This is a genomic window from Pseudomonas sp. GM80 (genome assembly GCF_000282515.1).
Classification (GTDB): Bacteria; Pseudomonadota; Gammaproteobacteria; order Pseudomonadales; family Pseudomonadaceae; genus Aquipseudomonas.
In genome coordinates this window covers 1-14,633 of record NZ_AKJD01000148.1, presented here as the reverse complement: position 1 = coordinate 14,633, position 14,633 = coordinate 1, and the positions used below count along the sequence as shown (strand labels likewise).

Annotated in this window: 13 protein-coding genes; 6 read left to right on the top strand and 7 right to left on the bottom strand. The window is 60.5% G+C overall.

Annotated features, from left to right (window positions below; genetic code table 11):
* Window positions 1–36 precede the first annotated feature (36 nt).
* Complete coding sequence (rhtB, locus tag PMI37_RS20545; RefSeq protein WP_008084534.1) at window positions 37–669, top strand: homoserine/homoserine lactone efflux protein; 633 nt, start codon at window positions 37–39, stop codon at window positions 667–669.
* A gap of 168 nt (window positions 670–837) precedes the next feature.
* Here rhtB and PMI37_RS20540 read toward each other — a convergent pair whose 3' ends face one another.
* From PMI37_RS20540 to PMI37_RS20520, 5 genes are all read right to left on the bottom strand, one after another.
* Window positions 838–1,581, bottom strand: a complete 744-nt coding sequence (locus PMI37_RS20540) for a hypothetical protein (RefSeq protein WP_008084532.1) — start codon at window positions 1,579–1,581, stop codon at window positions 838–840.
* Window positions 1,582–1,584: 3 nt separating this feature from the next.
* Window positions 1,585–2,172 carry a penicillin-binding protein activator LpoB gene (gene lpoB, locus PMI37_RS20535; RefSeq protein ID WP_008084530.1) on the bottom strand — a complete coding sequence of 196 codons (588 nt, stop codon included), beginning with the start codon at window positions 2,170–2,172 and terminating at the stop codon, window positions 1,585–1,587.
* Window positions 2,173–2,208: 36 nt separating this feature from the next.
* Window positions 2,209–2,583, bottom strand: coding sequence for a YcfL family protein (locus PMI37_RS20530; RefSeq protein WP_008084528.1), 375 nt, complete (start codon window positions 2,581–2,583; stop codon window positions 2,209–2,211).
* A gap of 15 nt (window positions 2,584–2,598) precedes the next feature.
* On the bottom strand, window positions 2,599–3,993 hold the full coding sequence (locus PMI37_RS20525) for a COG3014 family protein (protein ID WP_008084527.1): 1,395 nt from the start codon (window positions 3,991–3,993) through the stop codon (window positions 2,599–2,601).
* Between the two features lie 208 nt (window positions 3,994–4,201).
* On the bottom strand, window positions 4,202–5,602 hold the full coding sequence (locus PMI37_RS20520) for a COG3014 family protein (protein WP_008084525.1): 1,401 nt from the start codon (window positions 5,600–5,602) through the stop codon (window positions 4,202–4,204).
* 191 nt (window positions 5,603–5,793) lie between these two features.
* On the opposite strand from PMI37_RS20520, the gene PMI37_RS20515 reads away from it, so the two are divergent.
* Together PMI37_RS20515 and PMI37_RS20510 are read left to right on the top strand one after the other, a co-directional pair.
* Window positions 5,794–7,692, top strand: coding sequence for an FTR1 family protein (locus PMI37_RS20515; protein ID WP_008084523.1), 1,899 nt, complete (start codon window positions 5,794–5,796; stop codon window positions 7,690–7,692).
* Window positions 7,693–7,825: 133 nt separating this feature from the next.
* Window positions 7,826–8,281, top strand: a complete 456-nt coding sequence (locus tag PMI37_RS20510; RefSeq protein ID WP_008084521.1) for a YaiI/YqxD family protein — start codon at window positions 7,826–7,828, stop codon at window positions 8,279–8,281.
* 117 nt (window positions 8,282–8,398) lie between these two features.
* On the opposite strand, the gene elbB is transcribed toward PMI37_RS20510, so the two are convergent.
* Entirely contained in the window at window positions 8,399–9,067 is a 669-nt protein-coding gene (gene elbB, locus PMI37_RS20505) for an isoprenoid biosynthesis glyoxalase ElbB (RefSeq protein WP_008084520.1), read from the bottom strand.
* Between the two features lie 115 nt (window positions 9,068–9,182).
* Here elbB and PMI37_RS20500 point away from each other — a divergent pair, with 115 nt between their 5' ends.
* Window positions 9,183–10,418: a sterol desaturase family protein gene (locus tag PMI37_RS20500; protein WP_008084518.1), complete on the top strand. Its 1,236-nt coding sequence runs from the start codon at window positions 9,183–9,185 to the stop codon at window positions 10,416–10,418.
* Here the strand turns inward: PMI37_RS20500 and PMI37_RS20495 are convergent.
* Window positions 10,399–11,049: a DedA family protein gene (locus tag PMI37_RS20495; RefSeq protein ID WP_008084508.1), complete on the bottom strand. Its 651-nt coding sequence runs from the start codon at window positions 11,047–11,049 to the stop codon at window positions 10,399–10,401. The two genes, PMI37_RS20500 and PMI37_RS20495, sit on opposite strands and share 20 nt — an antisense overlap.
* Window positions 11,050–11,256: 207 nt before the next feature.
* On the opposite strand from PMI37_RS20495, the gene hemB reads away from it, so the two are divergent.
* A complete protein-coding gene (hemB, locus tag PMI37_RS20490) occupies window positions 11,257–12,270 on the top strand; it encodes a porphobilinogen synthase (RefSeq protein WP_008084506.1) in 1,014 nt (337 codons plus the stop codon).
* Between the two features lie 18 nt (window positions 12,271–12,288).
* Complete coding sequence (ppk1, locus tag PMI37_RS20485; protein ID WP_008084505.1) at window positions 12,289–14,511, top strand: polyphosphate kinase 1; 2,223 nt, start codon at window positions 12,289–12,291, stop codon at window positions 14,509–14,511.
* Window positions 14,512–14,633 lie beyond the last annotated feature (122 nt).

Genomic DNA, 14,633 nt, shown 5'->3' with positions numbered 1-14,633 from the left:
TTGAGCGTCTGTCACGATTCAGATGCGAGGTGTGCGATGGAGCTTCAAACATGGCTGGCGTTTTTTGCCGCCTGCTGGGTGATCAGTCTGTCCCCGGGTGCTGGCGCCATTGCGTCGATGTCCAGCGGTCTGCAATACGGTTTCTGGCGCGGTTACTGGAACGCCCTCGGCCTGCAGATTGGCCTGGCGGTGCAGATTGCGATTGTCGGCGCCGGCGTTGGCGCGATCCTGACCGCTTCGGCGACTGCCTTCCACGCCATCAAATGGTTCGGTGTCGCTTACCTCGTGTATCTGGCCATCAAGCAATGGCGCGCGCAGCCCATGGACATGAGCGATGACGCGGCGGTGCGGCCGATCGGCAAGCCGCTGGCATTGGTGTTCCGTGGTTTTCTGGTCAACATCAGCAACCCCAAGGCGCTGGTGTTCATGCTGGCGGTGCTGCCGCAGTTCATCAATCCGCACGCGCCGCTGCTGATTCAGTACGTGGTGATCGGCGCAACCATGATCTGCGTCGACCTGATTGTGATGGCCGGTTATACCGGTCTGGCCTCGAAGGTGCTGCGTCTGTTGCGCACACCGCAACAGCAGAAACGCATGAACCGCACGTTTGCCGGGCTGTTCATTGGCGCGGCGGCGTTTATGGCGACGCTGCGCAAAGCAGCCGCCTAAACCTCACAGACACACAACTGTGGTGAGGGGATTTATCCCCGATGGGCTGCGCAGCGGCCCCTTCTTTTAAGATCAAGAGGGGGCCCGCTTCGCGAGCCATCGGGGATAAATCCCCTCACCACAAAGTCCACAGCACAAAGTTCACATCAGATTTGTGCAGGCCTGCAATCAGCGCAGGATCACCGGCGCAGTATCGCGCGGCAGGTTGTTGCGCTGCGGTGCTTCGCGCGGCTGCTCGTACCCGCCACCACCAAGCTGCATGCTCAGCTGCCCGGCCACGTCCTCACCCAGCGCCTTCGACACGTCACGTACCACCCGTGGGCGGTTCAGTGAGATCTTGATGTCGCGGTGGTTCACCAGTTTGGTGTCCTGCGCTTCGCCCATCGCCGTGAAGGCCGAAGTGATCTCGAAGGTCTTGGTGTTGATCAGGCTGAAATCCGCCACCAGCGTCAGGCCCAGCACCGCCGAATAGCTGTCGGTGTTCGCCAGCTCGTTGATGTCCTGGGTGAAGTCGATGTCCGACACCGTCCCGAACAACACATAGTCGGCGCCTTTGAAGGCGCCGGACTTGATTCGCTTGATCACATCGTAGATGTCACCCTTGGACGAGGCAGTGTACGGCGTGCCCTGGATCAGCTGGAACATGCCGGTGCGGAGAATTTCACCCTTGATGTCGCCGGTGAATTTACGCAGCTCGGCCTGCTCGATGTAGCTGGTGTTCGCTTCGTACTCGTTGTAGTTCGACGAGCCGCTGGAGCTGTAGTAACCCTCGCGGTAATTGTTCTGCGACGAAACGATGTGGATGTATTGCTCCACACGTTCCTGGTACGCCAGATCCGTTACCGCGACTTTCGGGGCCGCTTGCACGCTGAACGCGCAAGCCAGGGCCATCATGCCAATCCATGCGCGCATCAATTAACGCTCCGTGGTTTTGCGGATCTCTTTTTCGTCCATCCACTCGGCCAGACCGCTTTCAACGTCGATCAGTTGCAGGCTGAATTTGTAGAAGACGTCCTTGTAGTCGCTGCTGCGCTTGACGATCGAGCTGATCGAACCTTCCAGACGGTATTTGGCCGCGATCATGTTGCCAGTCTTGGCCACGGTGCTTTTCTTGTACAGACCGCTCTGGTTTTGCAGCTTGAGCTGGTCGACCTGGCTCTGCATGGCGGTGTTGTCGCTGGCGAAACGGGCGACGCCGGTCTTCATCAGCTGAGTCTTGATGCTGGTGGTGATCTCACGCGTGTCGATGTATTCGCTGGTCTTGTTCTTCACATCGTAGACCTGAACCACCGGGCGACCTTGCAGGATGCCGGACTGAGCCATCGAACGGGTCATCGACTCGGCAATCATCTGCAGGTCGGTCGAACCGAATTCGTTGGTCACGGTTTCAACGGCTTTGGTATCACCGTAGCTGATGTTCTTGCTGCCCAGGGTCGGCGAAGTGTTGACGCAGCCGGAGGCCAGCAGGGCAATAACGGCGATGCAGGAAAAGCGTGCAAACATGGGAATGCTCTCTAAATCAGAAATAGGGTGGCGGGCTTACGGCGTCTTGAGTTCCAGACGGAAGTCCACGGCTTTCGGCGTCGGGGCGATGCCCTGAATGAAGCTGGTCTGGGCGCCGTACATCATCTGGCTTTTCCAGACTTCCTCGTCGGCAATCGGGAAGCCTTCCGGGCCTAGCCAGGCGAAGCGGTAGTAGAACGTCTTGTTGCTGTTGAGGGTGTTGCTCAACTGCACGTTGACGGTCATGAAACCGTTTTCGCGGGCGACGCGCATGGCGCCGACGACGATGTGTTTCTGCGGACCCATGGCCACGACTTTGCTCGCGGCGCTGCCCGGCTCAGGTGGTGGCGGGGTGGCGCAGCCGCTCGCCAGCAAGGCGAGGGCGGCGACGGCGATGAGTTTGAAGCGCATGCAAAGACTCCGTTCTTAAGGTTGTTTGAGGCTGGCGACGTTGGTCGCACTGGCACTCGGGATCACGTGGGCGGCCAGACCGCCAGCGAACACCTGGTTACCGACGGCGCGCAGGCTGATGACCTGATAACGCTGGTCGACGGTGACCTTGACCACCGAGCCGCCAACCGCGCTCGGCAGGGTAACCTGATGCTCGCCTTTTTTCAGGCGCAGACGCACCACTTGGGTGTAGTCCGGCAGGGTACGCCACGTACGGGTATCGGCACCTTCGAGCACAGCTGAAGAGATACCGACAGCCAGACCGGCCAGCGGGTTGGTTTCGTTGATCTTCTTCTGCGCCACGCCTTTGGTGATTGCGCGCACGGTGGTGCGCACGATGATCCCCGGCATGTCGTCGCGCAGGGCGCGACGGGACATCGCCGTGGTGCTGTTGAGGGCCGTCAGGTCAACCTGCTGACCGTCGACACCGATCTGCGCGAAGGTGGCGGTGGAGGTGTCCGGTTTGATCACCGGGAACGACAGCGGCGTGATCACCACGCTGTTGGAAATCGGCAGCGGCAACGGAATGCGGATCGAGTCACGTGCCGGCGCCAGGCCGCTTTGCACCACGATCAGGATATCGCTGTCGTCGGATTTGACCGGCTTGTCGAGGTTGATCAGCGCCTGCTCCAGCAGCGGCGTGTTCGGACGCAGTTCGGCGGCCTTGCGGTAGCCCGGTGCAGCCAGGCCTTTCTCGCCCAGGGCTTCATAGACGAAACCGGAGAGGTAATGGCTGAACGCACTCTGGTAGCTGTTCTTCAGGCCGACGACTTCCGGTGCATCGAGGCTGGCGACCGGATAACCCTGCAGGTCTTTGTACTGGGTCTTGACGCCTTCTTTCTCGGCCTCTTCTTCGCTCTTGAGGTATTCCTTGTCGCGCAGGTCAGCGATCACCGCTTCACGCTCGTGAGTCCGCTTGATCGCGGTGCGTGCGCCGTCAAAGTCATTCACCGCCAGCAGGTTCAGGGCCATCTGCGTGGTCAGCATGACTTTTTCATAGTCGTAGCCTTCGTAACGACGCACCTTGTCGTTGACGATGAAGCTGCCGAACTGAGCCAGGTACTTACCAGTGTCGAGCTTGACCGAGTCTTCCCACTGACCGACCACCTGATCGGCGCTGGTCCAGGCGCTCTGGCTGCCGGACAGGTCACCCTTGGCGCGCAGCAACTCACCTTTCTCGAAGTAATAGAGCAGGTCTTTGTCCGGGCCGCTGTTGTTCTTTTCCAGCAGGGTCAGCGCAGCGTCGACGTTGCCGGTCGCCAGTTGCTGATTGGTCTGGGCCAGTTCGGAGTCGTAATTGCGGAAAGCGGAACAGCCGGACAGCAAAGTGACCGCGCTGAGCGCGATCAAGGAGGGAGCGCGGAATGCCATGGGGGTACTTCTTCCCTGGAGTAAATACAGCCGCGGATGCTGGTCGGGCTGGTGTGACCCATCGACAGTGGCGCTGGCCTCCTGCCAATTCCTCATATCCTGAGGAGCTTTAATGCCGGTTCGCGTTAGCGAGGGCGCGGCATTATAAGCGGCGAATGGTGGCTATGTAATAGCTTTTTAATTGCACTGGTTAGTTAGGTGCCATTACTTATTTCAGGTTCGATACCACGCTGCTTGCCGGTGCTCCACTGGACTGAAATGCACTGCCATTGGCAAATATTCGATCGCCCAGGGCGCGCAGACCAACGACTTGGCGGTTCTGGTCGATACGGATTTTCAACGGAGCAGTCCCCGGGGTGTTGGGGAGGCTGATCAAGTGGTCGCCCTTCTTCAGGCGCAGGCGCACGACTTGGGTGAGGTTGGGCAAGGTGCGCCAGGTGCGTGTGTCGGCCTGCTCGAAACCGTCCCAGTGGGTGACATACGAAGCTTTGCTCGGATCGCGTCGATTGTCCGTGGCCTGAACGTCCGCCGCCAGAAAGGCCCGGTAGGTGGTGCGCTGGATAATGCCTGGCATGTCGTCACGCAGGGTGCGCAAGGACATGTCGGTAATGCTGTTGACCGCGATCAGCTTGTTCTGCCGACCGTCGATGCTCACTTGATTGAAGGCAGGGGTCGACGTGTCGGGCACCATCACCGGGAATGAGACATTGGCGACGATGACCTGACCGTCCTTAAGCTTCACCGGATACGGTACGCGCACCGAGCTGCGGGCTGGCGCCAGACCGCTTTGGACGATGATCAGCACGTCACTTTCGTTGGCCTTGAGCCCAGGACTGTCGAGGTCGCGCAGGGCCTGCTGGAAAAACGCCATGTCCGGGCGCAGCTCAATTGCCTGACGATAGCCGGGTGCCGCCAGATCTTTTTCACCGAGTGCCTCGTAGGTGAAGCCCGCGAGGTAGTGACTGAACGCGCTCTGATAACCGTTCTTCAAGGCAATCACGGCGGCCGATTCCAGCATGACTACCGGGTAGCCTTGCAGATCCTTGTAGTGAACGCGGGCGCCGTTGGCCTTGGCCGCTTCTTCGACCCGCTCGTATTCCAGTTCCCGTTGCCGGGCGATCAGTGCTTCACGCTCGTGGGTTTTCTTGATGTCGGCACGGGCGCCGTCGAAGTCATTCAGGGCCAGTTGATTCAGGGCCATTTGCGTGGTCAGCATGACCTTTTCGTAATCGTAGCCATCGTAGCGCCGCAGCTTGTCATTGATGATGCTGCCCCACTGATTGCCCATGGCGGCGAGCAACTTGTCGCCGGTGGTTTCTAGGGTGTCCTGGCGCTGTATGACCATCTGCTCGGCGCTGCGCCAGGCGACCTGGCTCTGTGGGAACTCACCGCCAGCGCTCAATACCGCGCCCTTCTCGAAGTAATGGAGCAGATCCTTCTCTTCGCCCGGGTTGTGCGCCTCGATCAAGGCGAGCGAGCCATCGATGTTGCCGGCCTTGAGCTGTTGCGTGGTCTGTTGCAGTTCCAGGTCGTAATCGCGGTACGCGGCGCAGCCGCTGACTTGCAAAATGGCGGCGATCAGCAGCGATGGCAGCAGACAATGGCGCATGAGCGGGTTCTTCCTTGAACGGACAGTACGAAGAGGTGACGCATTATAGGGGTGGATGATGGCTAACTGCTTTGATGTTTTTTCAGGGGCCGATGAGCATCGTGGTGTTCACCATGGCAACGACAAAGCTTGAGGGATTCGTCGTCGGAGTGAACAATATGTAACTCCGTATTTCCCCTTGAGAACCTTTCATGACTGCCTCGTCCCGCTTTCTGGCCTGGCTGGTGTTTCCGCTGTGCGCCCTGAGCAGTTTCAATCTGCTGGCCGATACCGTGGAAGGCGCGCCGCAAGCGCTGCACCTGCTTGATTACATCAGCGCCGATTACCCGCCGACGGTCGAGGCGGGAAAAATTCTCGACGACGCCGAATACCGCGAGCAGCTGGAATTCACTCAGGCGTTGCAGAGCCTGATCAGCGCGCTGCCGGCCAAGCCGGAAAAAATCGCGCTGGAGCAGGGTGTCGAGGCGCTGCACAGCGCGATCACGGCGAAGCAGGACGGTGCGGACGTCGCCCGCCAGGCGCGGCAACTGGGGGCGAAACTGGCCGTGGCCTATGAAGTCAGCCAGGCACCGATCATCACCCCGGACCCGACACGTGGCGCGCCGCTGTATGCGCAAAACTGCTCGGTGTGTCACGGCGACAGCGGCGCCGGTGACGGCCCGGCGGCGCTCGGCATGACGCCCGCGCCGGCCAACCTGCGTGACGCTGCGCGGATGGATCACCTGAGCCTGTATGCGATCTACAGCACCCTCGGTCAAGGCGTCGAAGGCACCGACATGCCGGCGTTCGCCGATCAGCTCGACGATCGTCAGCGCTGGGATCTGGCGACGTACATCGCCGGGTTCAGTGCCGATGCAACGGCTGCCAACTCCGAGAAAACCTACAACATTGCCGATCTGGCGCGTCAGACCCCGGCCGAAGTGCAAGGCGCCGAGGGCGCGCCAGCGGCGGCGACGTTCCGCGCGCAGCGTGCCCAGCCACCGCAGGTCAAGCGCGGCCCGGCGCAGTTGCTTGACTACACCGCGGCGACGCTGGACAAGAGTCTGGCGGCGTACCGTGCCGGTGAGCACGATCAGGCCTATGACCTGTCGGTAGCGGCGTACCTCGAAGGTTTCGAACTGGTTGAAAGTTCGCTGGATAACGTCGACGCCAACGTGCGCAAAGACACCGAAAAATCGCTGATGGCTTACCGTCAGTCGTTGCAGGACGGCTTGCCGGTCGAACAGGCCGAGCAGCGTCTGGACGCGGCCAAGGCCAAGCTGAAGGAGTCCGCCGGGCTGCTTGGCAGCGATGGCTTGAGCTGGTCGCTGAGCTACATCTCCGGTTTGCTGATTCTGCTGCGCGAAGGTCTGGAAGCGATTCTGGTATTGGCGGCGATTCTGGCGTTCCTGCGCAACACCGGCCAGCAATCGGCGGTGCGCAGCGTCAACGTCGGTTGGGGCCTGGCGTTGCTGGCGGGGCTGGGCACTTGGGCGCTGGCGGCGTATGTGATCGACGTCAGTGGTTCGCAACGGGAGTTGCTCGAGGGCGCGACGGCGTTGTTTGCCAGCGTCATGGTGTTGTGGCTGGGCGTGTGGATGCACGACCGTCGTCACGCGGCGGCCTGGCAGGATTACATCAAGAGCAGTCTGGTCGGCGGGGGCGGGCGTTTCGGTTTTGCGATCCTCGCGTTCTTCTCGGTGTATCGCGAGTTGTTCGAAGTGATCCTGTTCTACGAAACCCTGTGGTTGCAGGCAGGGCCAGCCGGGCATGACGCGGTGCTGGCAGGCGGGGCGACGGCGCTGGTGCTGCTGGTCGGTCTGGCGTGGGTGATTCTGCGTGGTTCGGCGAAATTGCCGCTGACGTTGTTCTTCAGCATCAACGCCGCGCTGCTCTGTGCGTTGTCGGTGGTGTTTGCCGGGCATGGTGTGAAGGCGTTGCAGGAAGCCGGGATCTTCGGCACGCGGCCGGTGGCGTTCTTTGAGTTTGACTGGCTGGGGATTCATGCCGATGCGTATTCGCTGACGGCGCAGGCGGTGGCGATTGTCGCGATTGTGGTGTTGTATGGGCGTAGTTGGGTGGCTGAAAAGCGGCGGGTTTCGGCTGCTTGATTGGGTGATCCTTTAAAAGATCGCAGCCTGCGGCAGCTCCTACAGGGGCCGCGCATGTCGCAATATTGCGGCGCGACGCGCACTCTGTAGGAGCTGCCGCAGGCTGCGATCTTTTGCTTTTGAGAGGTAAAAAATGCGTGTATGGATCGATGCCGACGCTTGCCCACGGGCGGCGAAGGATCTGGTGGTGAAGTTCGCCCTCAAGCGCCAGTACGAAGTGGTGCTGGTGGCCGGGCAGCCGCAGATCAAGCCGGGGCTGGCCATCGTCAAATTGATCGTGGTGCCGAGCGGGCCGGATGCGGCGGACGATTATCTGGTCGAGCACGCGGTGCCGGGGGAGCTGGTGATTTGCAGCGATATCCCGCTGGCCGATCGTCTGGTGAAGAAGGGCGTGGCGGCGCTCGACCCGCGCGGCAAGGAATTCGATGCGCAGAACATGGGCGAGCGGCTGGCGGTGCGCAACCTGTTCACCGATCTGCGTGAACAGGGCCAGATGAGCGGCGGCCCGGCGCCATTTGGCGATCGCGAGAAGCAGGCGTTTGCCAATGCGCTGGACCGGATTCTCACGCGCCTGACCCGCAAACGCTGAGCCCAACACAAATCCCTTGTAGGAGTGAGCCTGCTCGCGATAGCGGTCGATCATTCAACAGATATGTTGCCTGGCACACCGCCATCGCGAGCAGGCTCACTCCTACAATAGACCGTGTCAGGCGTCGTTTTCGTGGGTCAGCTCTAATACTCGGTCGACCAGTTTGTTGATCCCCGAAGCAGCCTCGCTGATGTTCTGCGCCAGCATGTAAGCCGGGGTCGTCACCAGTTTGCGCGCCTTGTCTTCGATGATCTCGGTCACCGCGCAATCTTCGTGCGTCGCGCCCATCTTGTTCATCGCCGTCGCGGTGTCGGCGTCATTGCCGATGGTGCAGGTCACGCCCGGGCCGTAGATCTTCGCGGCCAGAGCCGGCGAAATGCACATCAAACCCACTGGTTTGCCCGCTTCGGCAAACGCCTCGGCCAAGGCCAGCACTTCAGGCTGCACGCTGCAGCCGGCGCCTTCGACAGCAAAGTTGGAAAGGTTCTTCGCCGCCCCAAAACCGCCGGGCACGATCAGCGCATCGAAGTCGTCGACGTCAGCCTCGCGGATGTCCTTGATGTTGCCTCGGGCAATCCGTGCCGACTCGACCAGCACGTTGCGGGTCTCGGGCATTTCTTCGCCGGTCAGGTGGTTGATCACATGCAATTGCGCGATGTTCGGGGCGAAGCACTGTACCTGCGCGCCGCGTTGATCAAGACGCAGCAGGGTGATGACGCTTTCATGGATCTCGGCGCCGTCGTACACGCCACTGCCGGACAGGATCACTGCAACTTTTTTGCTCATGGGTTTCTCTCCAGATTCATGGCGCTAAATGTCCACTAAATTGTCGCGCGTTGCCATAGGGTAAACGGGCGGCTACACCTAGGATCTGTTCATACGATTGCGAGCAGGGCGCGTCATGGACTTCATTCTGTATGCGGTGCCGTTTTTCCTCGTGTTGATTGCGCTCGAACTGGTCGCCGACCGCTGGCGCGGGGTGAGCAACTATCGCCTCGCCGATGCGCTGAACAGCATCAGCACCGGCGTGTTGTCGACCACCACCGGGTTGTTGACCAAGGGCGTCGGCCTGCTGACGTATGCCTTTGCCCTCGATCATCTGGCCTTGCTCAGACTGCCGGCGGACCGCGTCTGGGTCTGGGTGTTTGCGTTCGTCCTCTACGACTTCTGCTACTACTGGCTGCACCGCATGGGCCATGAACGCAATATCCTCTGGGCCGCGCACTCGGTGCATCACCAGAGCGAGGAGTACAACCTCTCCACCGCGCTGCGCCAGACCAGTACCGGGTTTCTGCTCGGCTGGATTTTCTACCTGCCGATGGCCGTGCTCGGCGTGCCGTTGCTGGTGTTCGTCAGCGTCGCGGCGCTGAACCTGCTCTATCAATTCTGGGTCCACACCCGACACATTCCCAAGCTCGGCTGGTTCGAGTGGTTCTTCGTTACGCCGTCCAATCATCGGGCTCACCATGCACAGAACGCTCTCTACATGGATCGCAACTACGGCGGGGTGTTCATTTTTTGGGATCGTCTGTTCGGCTCGTTTCAGGAAGAGGACGACAACGAACCGGTGATTTTCGGAGTGACCACGCCGCTGGCGAGCTGGAATCCGCTGTGGGCCAACCTGCAGTTTTATGCGCAATTATGGGATGACGCGCGGCGGGCCGAGCGCAACTGGGACAAGCTGCGGATCTGGTTCATGCGCACCGGTTGGCGCCCGGCGGACGTTGCGGCGAAGTACCCGATGAGCAAGCCGGATCTGGCCCGCTTCCGTAAATTCGAAGTGCCGCTTGAGCGTCGTCAGCAGTTTTACGTGGCGCTGCAGTTTTGCCTTTACATCGCGCTGGGCAGTTATCTGATGAATCTGGAACGCAGCCTGCCGACCGCTGCGCTGTTGCTTGGCTGGGGCGCGGTGACGTTCGGGGTGTTTGCGTTGGGCGTTAGCCTGGAGAATCGCCCGTGGGCGCTGAAGGTCGAACTGTTGCGGCTGGGGTTGAATGTGCCACTGGTGTGGCTGGCGCCGCTGGTTGGATTGTGGCCGGCCAGCCCGATGATCTGGGCTGGCTTGCTCGGGTACAGCCTGCTCAGCGGCATCGGGCTGTACAGCTGCCGTCAGCGCGTTACTCGACTGGCGGTTTAGGTGCGGCGGACTTGGCTGGTTCGGCGAGCTGGAGTTGTTCAGCTTTGGCGGCTTGCTCGTCCTCGTAGATCTTCTTCGCCAGGCGCGCATTCTTGAAGCGGCGACGCAGCCACAGGCCAACACCGAGTACCAGCAGCGCACCCAGCACCCACAGCTCGTATTTCTTGATACTGCCGAGCATGCCTTCCAGCACCGCGCCGAAGTGGTAAGCCGCAGCCGCCAGCGCCGTCGCCCAGATCGCTGCGCCGATGCCGTTGAGCAGCAGATAACGTCCCGGCGGATAGCCCGACAGGCCGATCGCCACCGGCATCACCGTGCGCAAGCCATAAACGAAGCGGAAGCTCAGCACCCAGATGTCCGGATGTTTGCGAATGTGCTCCAGCGCGCGGTCGCCCATCATCTGCCAGCGCGGTTTGCGCGCGAGTAATTTGCGCCCGTGCTTGCGGCCGAGGAAGTACCACAGCTGATCGCCGGCATAGCTGCCGAAGAACGCCACGACCACCACCACGTTGATGTCCATGTATCCACGAAACGCGAGGAAGCCCGCGAGCACCAGAATGGTTTCGCCTTCGAAGAACGTGCCGAGGAACAAGGCAAAGTAGCCAAAGTCATGCAGAAATTGTTGGAGCATTGTCTGGGTGCTGGCGAAATGAACGCGCAGCCTAACCCTTCGGACACATTCATGAAAGTGTCGAAATGTGTCTCGACGTGAACAATTCCTACACTGAGAATGGAATGCGGCTACGTGACACAGGTCTCACACAACTGTCATCTGTTGGTCATAATGGCCGTCTATAACTGTCACGCTCGCCCGTTTGCGCGGGCTCAGGAGTCCGCCGTGAGCTTTACCCCCGCCAACCGTCTGTTCCCTGCCACGCGCCTGCGCCGCAATCGCCGCGACGATTTTTCGCGTCGGCTGGTGCGGGAAAATGTGCTGACGGTGGATGATCTGATCTTGCCGGTGTTCGTGCTCGACGGTGAGAACCGCCGCGAAGCCGTGGCCTCGATGCCCGGTGTAGAGCGCCTGACCATCGATTTGCTGCTCGAAGAGGCGGCAAAGTGGGTTGAACTGGGGATTCCAGCGCTGGCGCTGTTCCCGGTCACACCTCCTGAATTGAAATCCCTCGACGCCGCTGAAGCGTGGAACCCTGAAGGCATCGCCCAGCGCGCCACTCGCGCCTTGCGTGAGCGCTTCCCGGAACTCGGCGTGATCACCGACGTTGCGCTTGATCCGTTCACCACCCACGGTCAGGACGGCATTCTCGACGAAGAAGGCTACGTGCAGAACGACATCACTGTCGACGCACTGGTGCGCCAGGCACTGTCCCACGCCGAAGCCGGCGCGCAGGTTGTCGCACCGTCGGACATGATGGACGGTCGCATTCAGGCGATCCGCGAAGCGCTGGAAATCGCCGGCCACGTCAATGTGCGGATCATGGCTTACTCGGCCAAGTACGCCAGCGCCTATTACGGCCCGTTCCGCGATGCCGTGGGTTCAGCTTCGAACCTCGGCAAGGCCAACAAAGCCTCTTATCAGATGGACCCGGCCAACAGCGACGAAGCGCTGCACGAAGTCGGTGCGGACTTGTCTGAAGGCGCGGACATGGTCATGGTCAAACCGGGCATGCCGTATCTGGACATTCTTTTCCGGGTAAAAGATGCCTTCAAAGTGCCGACCTTCGTCTATCAGGTTAGTGGCGAATACGCCATGCACATGGCGGCGATCCAGAATGGCTGGTTGAGCGAGGCGGTGATTCTCGAATCACTGACCGCCTTTAAACGTGCCGGCGCTGATGGCATCCTGACTTACTTTGCTGTCCGTGCCGCTCAATTGTTACGAGAGCAGAAATAGCCCTCCCAGGAACATTCAATGAATACCGAAGGACTCACTGAAGTTGCAGTAAAAGAAGCTCAGCCGGTGGTGGAGCAGATCACCGAGACCCCGCCGGAACTGGAGCCAGCGCCACCCGCGCCGGCGGCCGAACCTGCGGCGGTGCCGGCGATCGCCATTCCCGGTCTGGATGACAGCAGCCTGTACATCCACCGCGAGCTCTCGCAATTGCAGTTCAACATCCGCGTGCTGGAACAGGCGCTGGACGAGTCCTATCCGTTGCTGGAACGTTTGAAGTTCCTGCTGATCTTCTCCAGCAACCTTGATGAATTCTTTGAAATCCGCGTCGCCGGCCTGAAGAAGCAAATCACCTTCGCCCGTGAACAGGCCGGTGCCGACGGTCTGCAACCGCATCAAGCACTGGCGCGGATCAGCGAGTTGGTCCACGGCCATGTTGATCGTCAGTACGCGATCCTCAACGACATCCTGTTACCGGAGCTGGAAAAGCATCAGGTGCGCTTCATCCGTCGCCGCAACTGGACGGTCAAGCTCAAGACTTGGGTGCGCCGCTACTTCCGCGACGAGATCGCGCCGATCATCACCCCGATCGGCCTCGACCCGACGCACCCATTCCCGTTGCTGGTGAACAAGAGCCTCAACTTCATCGTCGAGCTCGAAGGCATCGACGCCTTCGGTCGCGATTCCGGTCTGGCGATCATCCCGGCACCGCGTTTGCTGCCCCGGATCATCAAGGTGCCGGAAGAAGTCGGTGGCCCGGGCGACAACTATGTGTTCCTGTCGTCGATGATCCACGCCCACGCCGATGACCTGTTCCAGGGCATGAAGGTGAAGGGCTGCTACCAGTTCCGTCTGACCCGAAACGCCGACCTGGCGCTCGACTCCGAAGACGTAGAAGACCTGGCTCGCGCCCTGCGTGGCGAGTTGTTCTCGCGTCGTTACGGTGATGCGGTGCGTCTGGAAGTCGCTGACACTTGCCCGAAACATCTCTCGGACTACCTGCTCAAGCAGTTCAACCTGAGCGAGAGCGAGCTGTATCAGGTCAACGGCCCGGTCAACCTGACGCGGTTGTTCAGCATCACCGGTCTGGACAGTCATCCGGAGTTGCAATACACGCCGTTCACCCCGCAGATCCCGAAACTGCTGCAGAACAGCGAAAACATTTTCAGCGTGGTCAGCAAGCAGGACATCTTGCTGCTGCACCCGTTCGAGTCGTTCACCCCGGTGGTCGACCTGCTGCGCCAGGCCGCGAAAGATCCGCACGTGCTCGCTGTACGCCAGACCCTGTACCGCTCGGGCGCCAACTCCGAGATCGTCGATGCGCTGGTCGATGCCGCGCGGAACGGCAAGGAAGTGACGGCGGTCATCGAGCTGCGGGCGCGCTTCGACGAAGAATCCAACCTGCAACTGGCCAGCCGTCTGCAAGCGGCCGGTGCGGTGGTGATCTACGGCGTGGTCGGTTTCAAGACCCACGCCAAGATGATGCTGATCCTGCGTCGTGAGGCCGGCGAAATTGTGCGTTACGCGCACCTCGGCACCGGCAACTACCACGCCGGCAACGCCAAGCTGTACACCGACTACAGCCTGCTGACTTCCGACGATGCCTTATGCGAAGACGTTGGCAAACTGTTCAGCCAGTTGATCGGCATGGGTAAAACCCTGCGCATGAAGAAGCTGCTGCATGCGCCGTTCACCCTGAAGAAGGGCATGCTCGACATGATTGCCCGCGAGACCCAGTTCGCCGTCGAAGGCAAACCGGCGCACATCATTGCCAAGTTCAACTCGCTGACCGATCCGAAGATCATCCGCGCGCTGTACAAGGCCAGCCAGTCCGGCGTGCGCATCGATCTGGTGGTGCGCGGCATGTGCTGCCTGCGTCCAGGGATTGCCGGGGTTTCGCACAACATCCATGTACGCTCGATCATCGGCCGCTTCCTCGAGCACACCCGAGTGTTCTACTTCCTCAATGGCGGCGACGAACAGATGTTCCTCTCCAGCGCCGACTGGATGGAGCGCAACCTCGACAAACGCGTCGAGACTTGCTTCCCGGTCGAAGGCAAGAAGCTGCTGACCCGGGTGAAGAAAGAGCTGGAGCTGTACCTGACCGACAACACTCACAGCTGGAGCTTGCAGTCGGATGGCCGTTACATCCGCAACACGCCGACCGGCAACCAGAACCCGCGCAGCGCGCAGGCAACGTTGCTGGAACGACTGGGCAGCCCGATATTGCCGGTGAGCAGCTGACTTTCAGGCGAATAAAAAAGGCGATCCCACGGGATCGCCTTTTTTGTACCCAAAATCCCTGTAGGAGCTGTCGAGTGAAACGAGGCTGCGATCTTTTGATCTTAAAAACAAGATCAAAAGAT

Coding starts and splice junctions, on each gene's coding strand:
- rhtB (WP_008084534.1), top strand. CDS start 37: ATGGAGCTTCAAACATGGCTGGCGTTTTTTGCCGCCTGCTGGGTGATC.
- PMI37_RS20540 (WP_008084532.1), bottom strand. CDS start 1,581: ATGCGCGCATGGATTGGCATGATGGCCCTGGCTTGCGCGTTCAGCGTG.
- lpoB (WP_008084530.1), bottom strand. CDS start 2,172: ATGTTTGCACGCTTTTCCTGCATCGCCGTTATTGCCCTGCTGGCCTCC.
- PMI37_RS20530 (WP_008084528.1), bottom strand. CDS start 2,583: ATGCGCTTCAAACTCATCGCCGTCGCCGCCCTCGCCTTGCTGGCGAGC.
- PMI37_RS20525 (WP_008084527.1), bottom strand. CDS start 3,993: ATGGCATTCCGCGCTCCCTCCTTGATCGCGCTCAGCGCGGTCACTTTG.
- PMI37_RS20520 (WP_008084525.1), bottom strand. CDS start 5,602: ATGCGCCATTGTCTGCTGCCATCGCTGCTGATCGCCGCCATTTTGCAA.
- PMI37_RS20515 (WP_008084523.1), top strand. CDS start 5,794: ATGACTGCCTCGTCCCGCTTTCTGGCCTGGCTGGTGTTTCCGCTGTGC.
- PMI37_RS20510 (WP_008084521.1), top strand. CDS start 7,826: ATGCGTGTATGGATCGATGCCGACGCTTGCCCACGGGCGGCGAAGGAT.
- elbB (WP_008084520.1), bottom strand. CDS start 9,067: ATGAGCAAAAAAGTTGCAGTGATCCTGTCCGGCAGTGGCGTGTACGAC.
- PMI37_RS20500 (WP_008084518.1), top strand. CDS start 9,183: ATGGACTTCATTCTGTATGCGGTGCCGTTTTTCCTCGTGTTGATTGCG.
- PMI37_RS20495 (WP_008084508.1), bottom strand. CDS start 11,049: ATGCTCCAACAATTTCTGCATGACTTTGGCTACTTTGCCTTGTTCCTC.
- ppk1 (WP_008084505.1), top strand. CDS start 12,289: ATGAATACCGAAGGACTCACTGAAGTTGCAGTAAAAGAAGCTCAGCCG.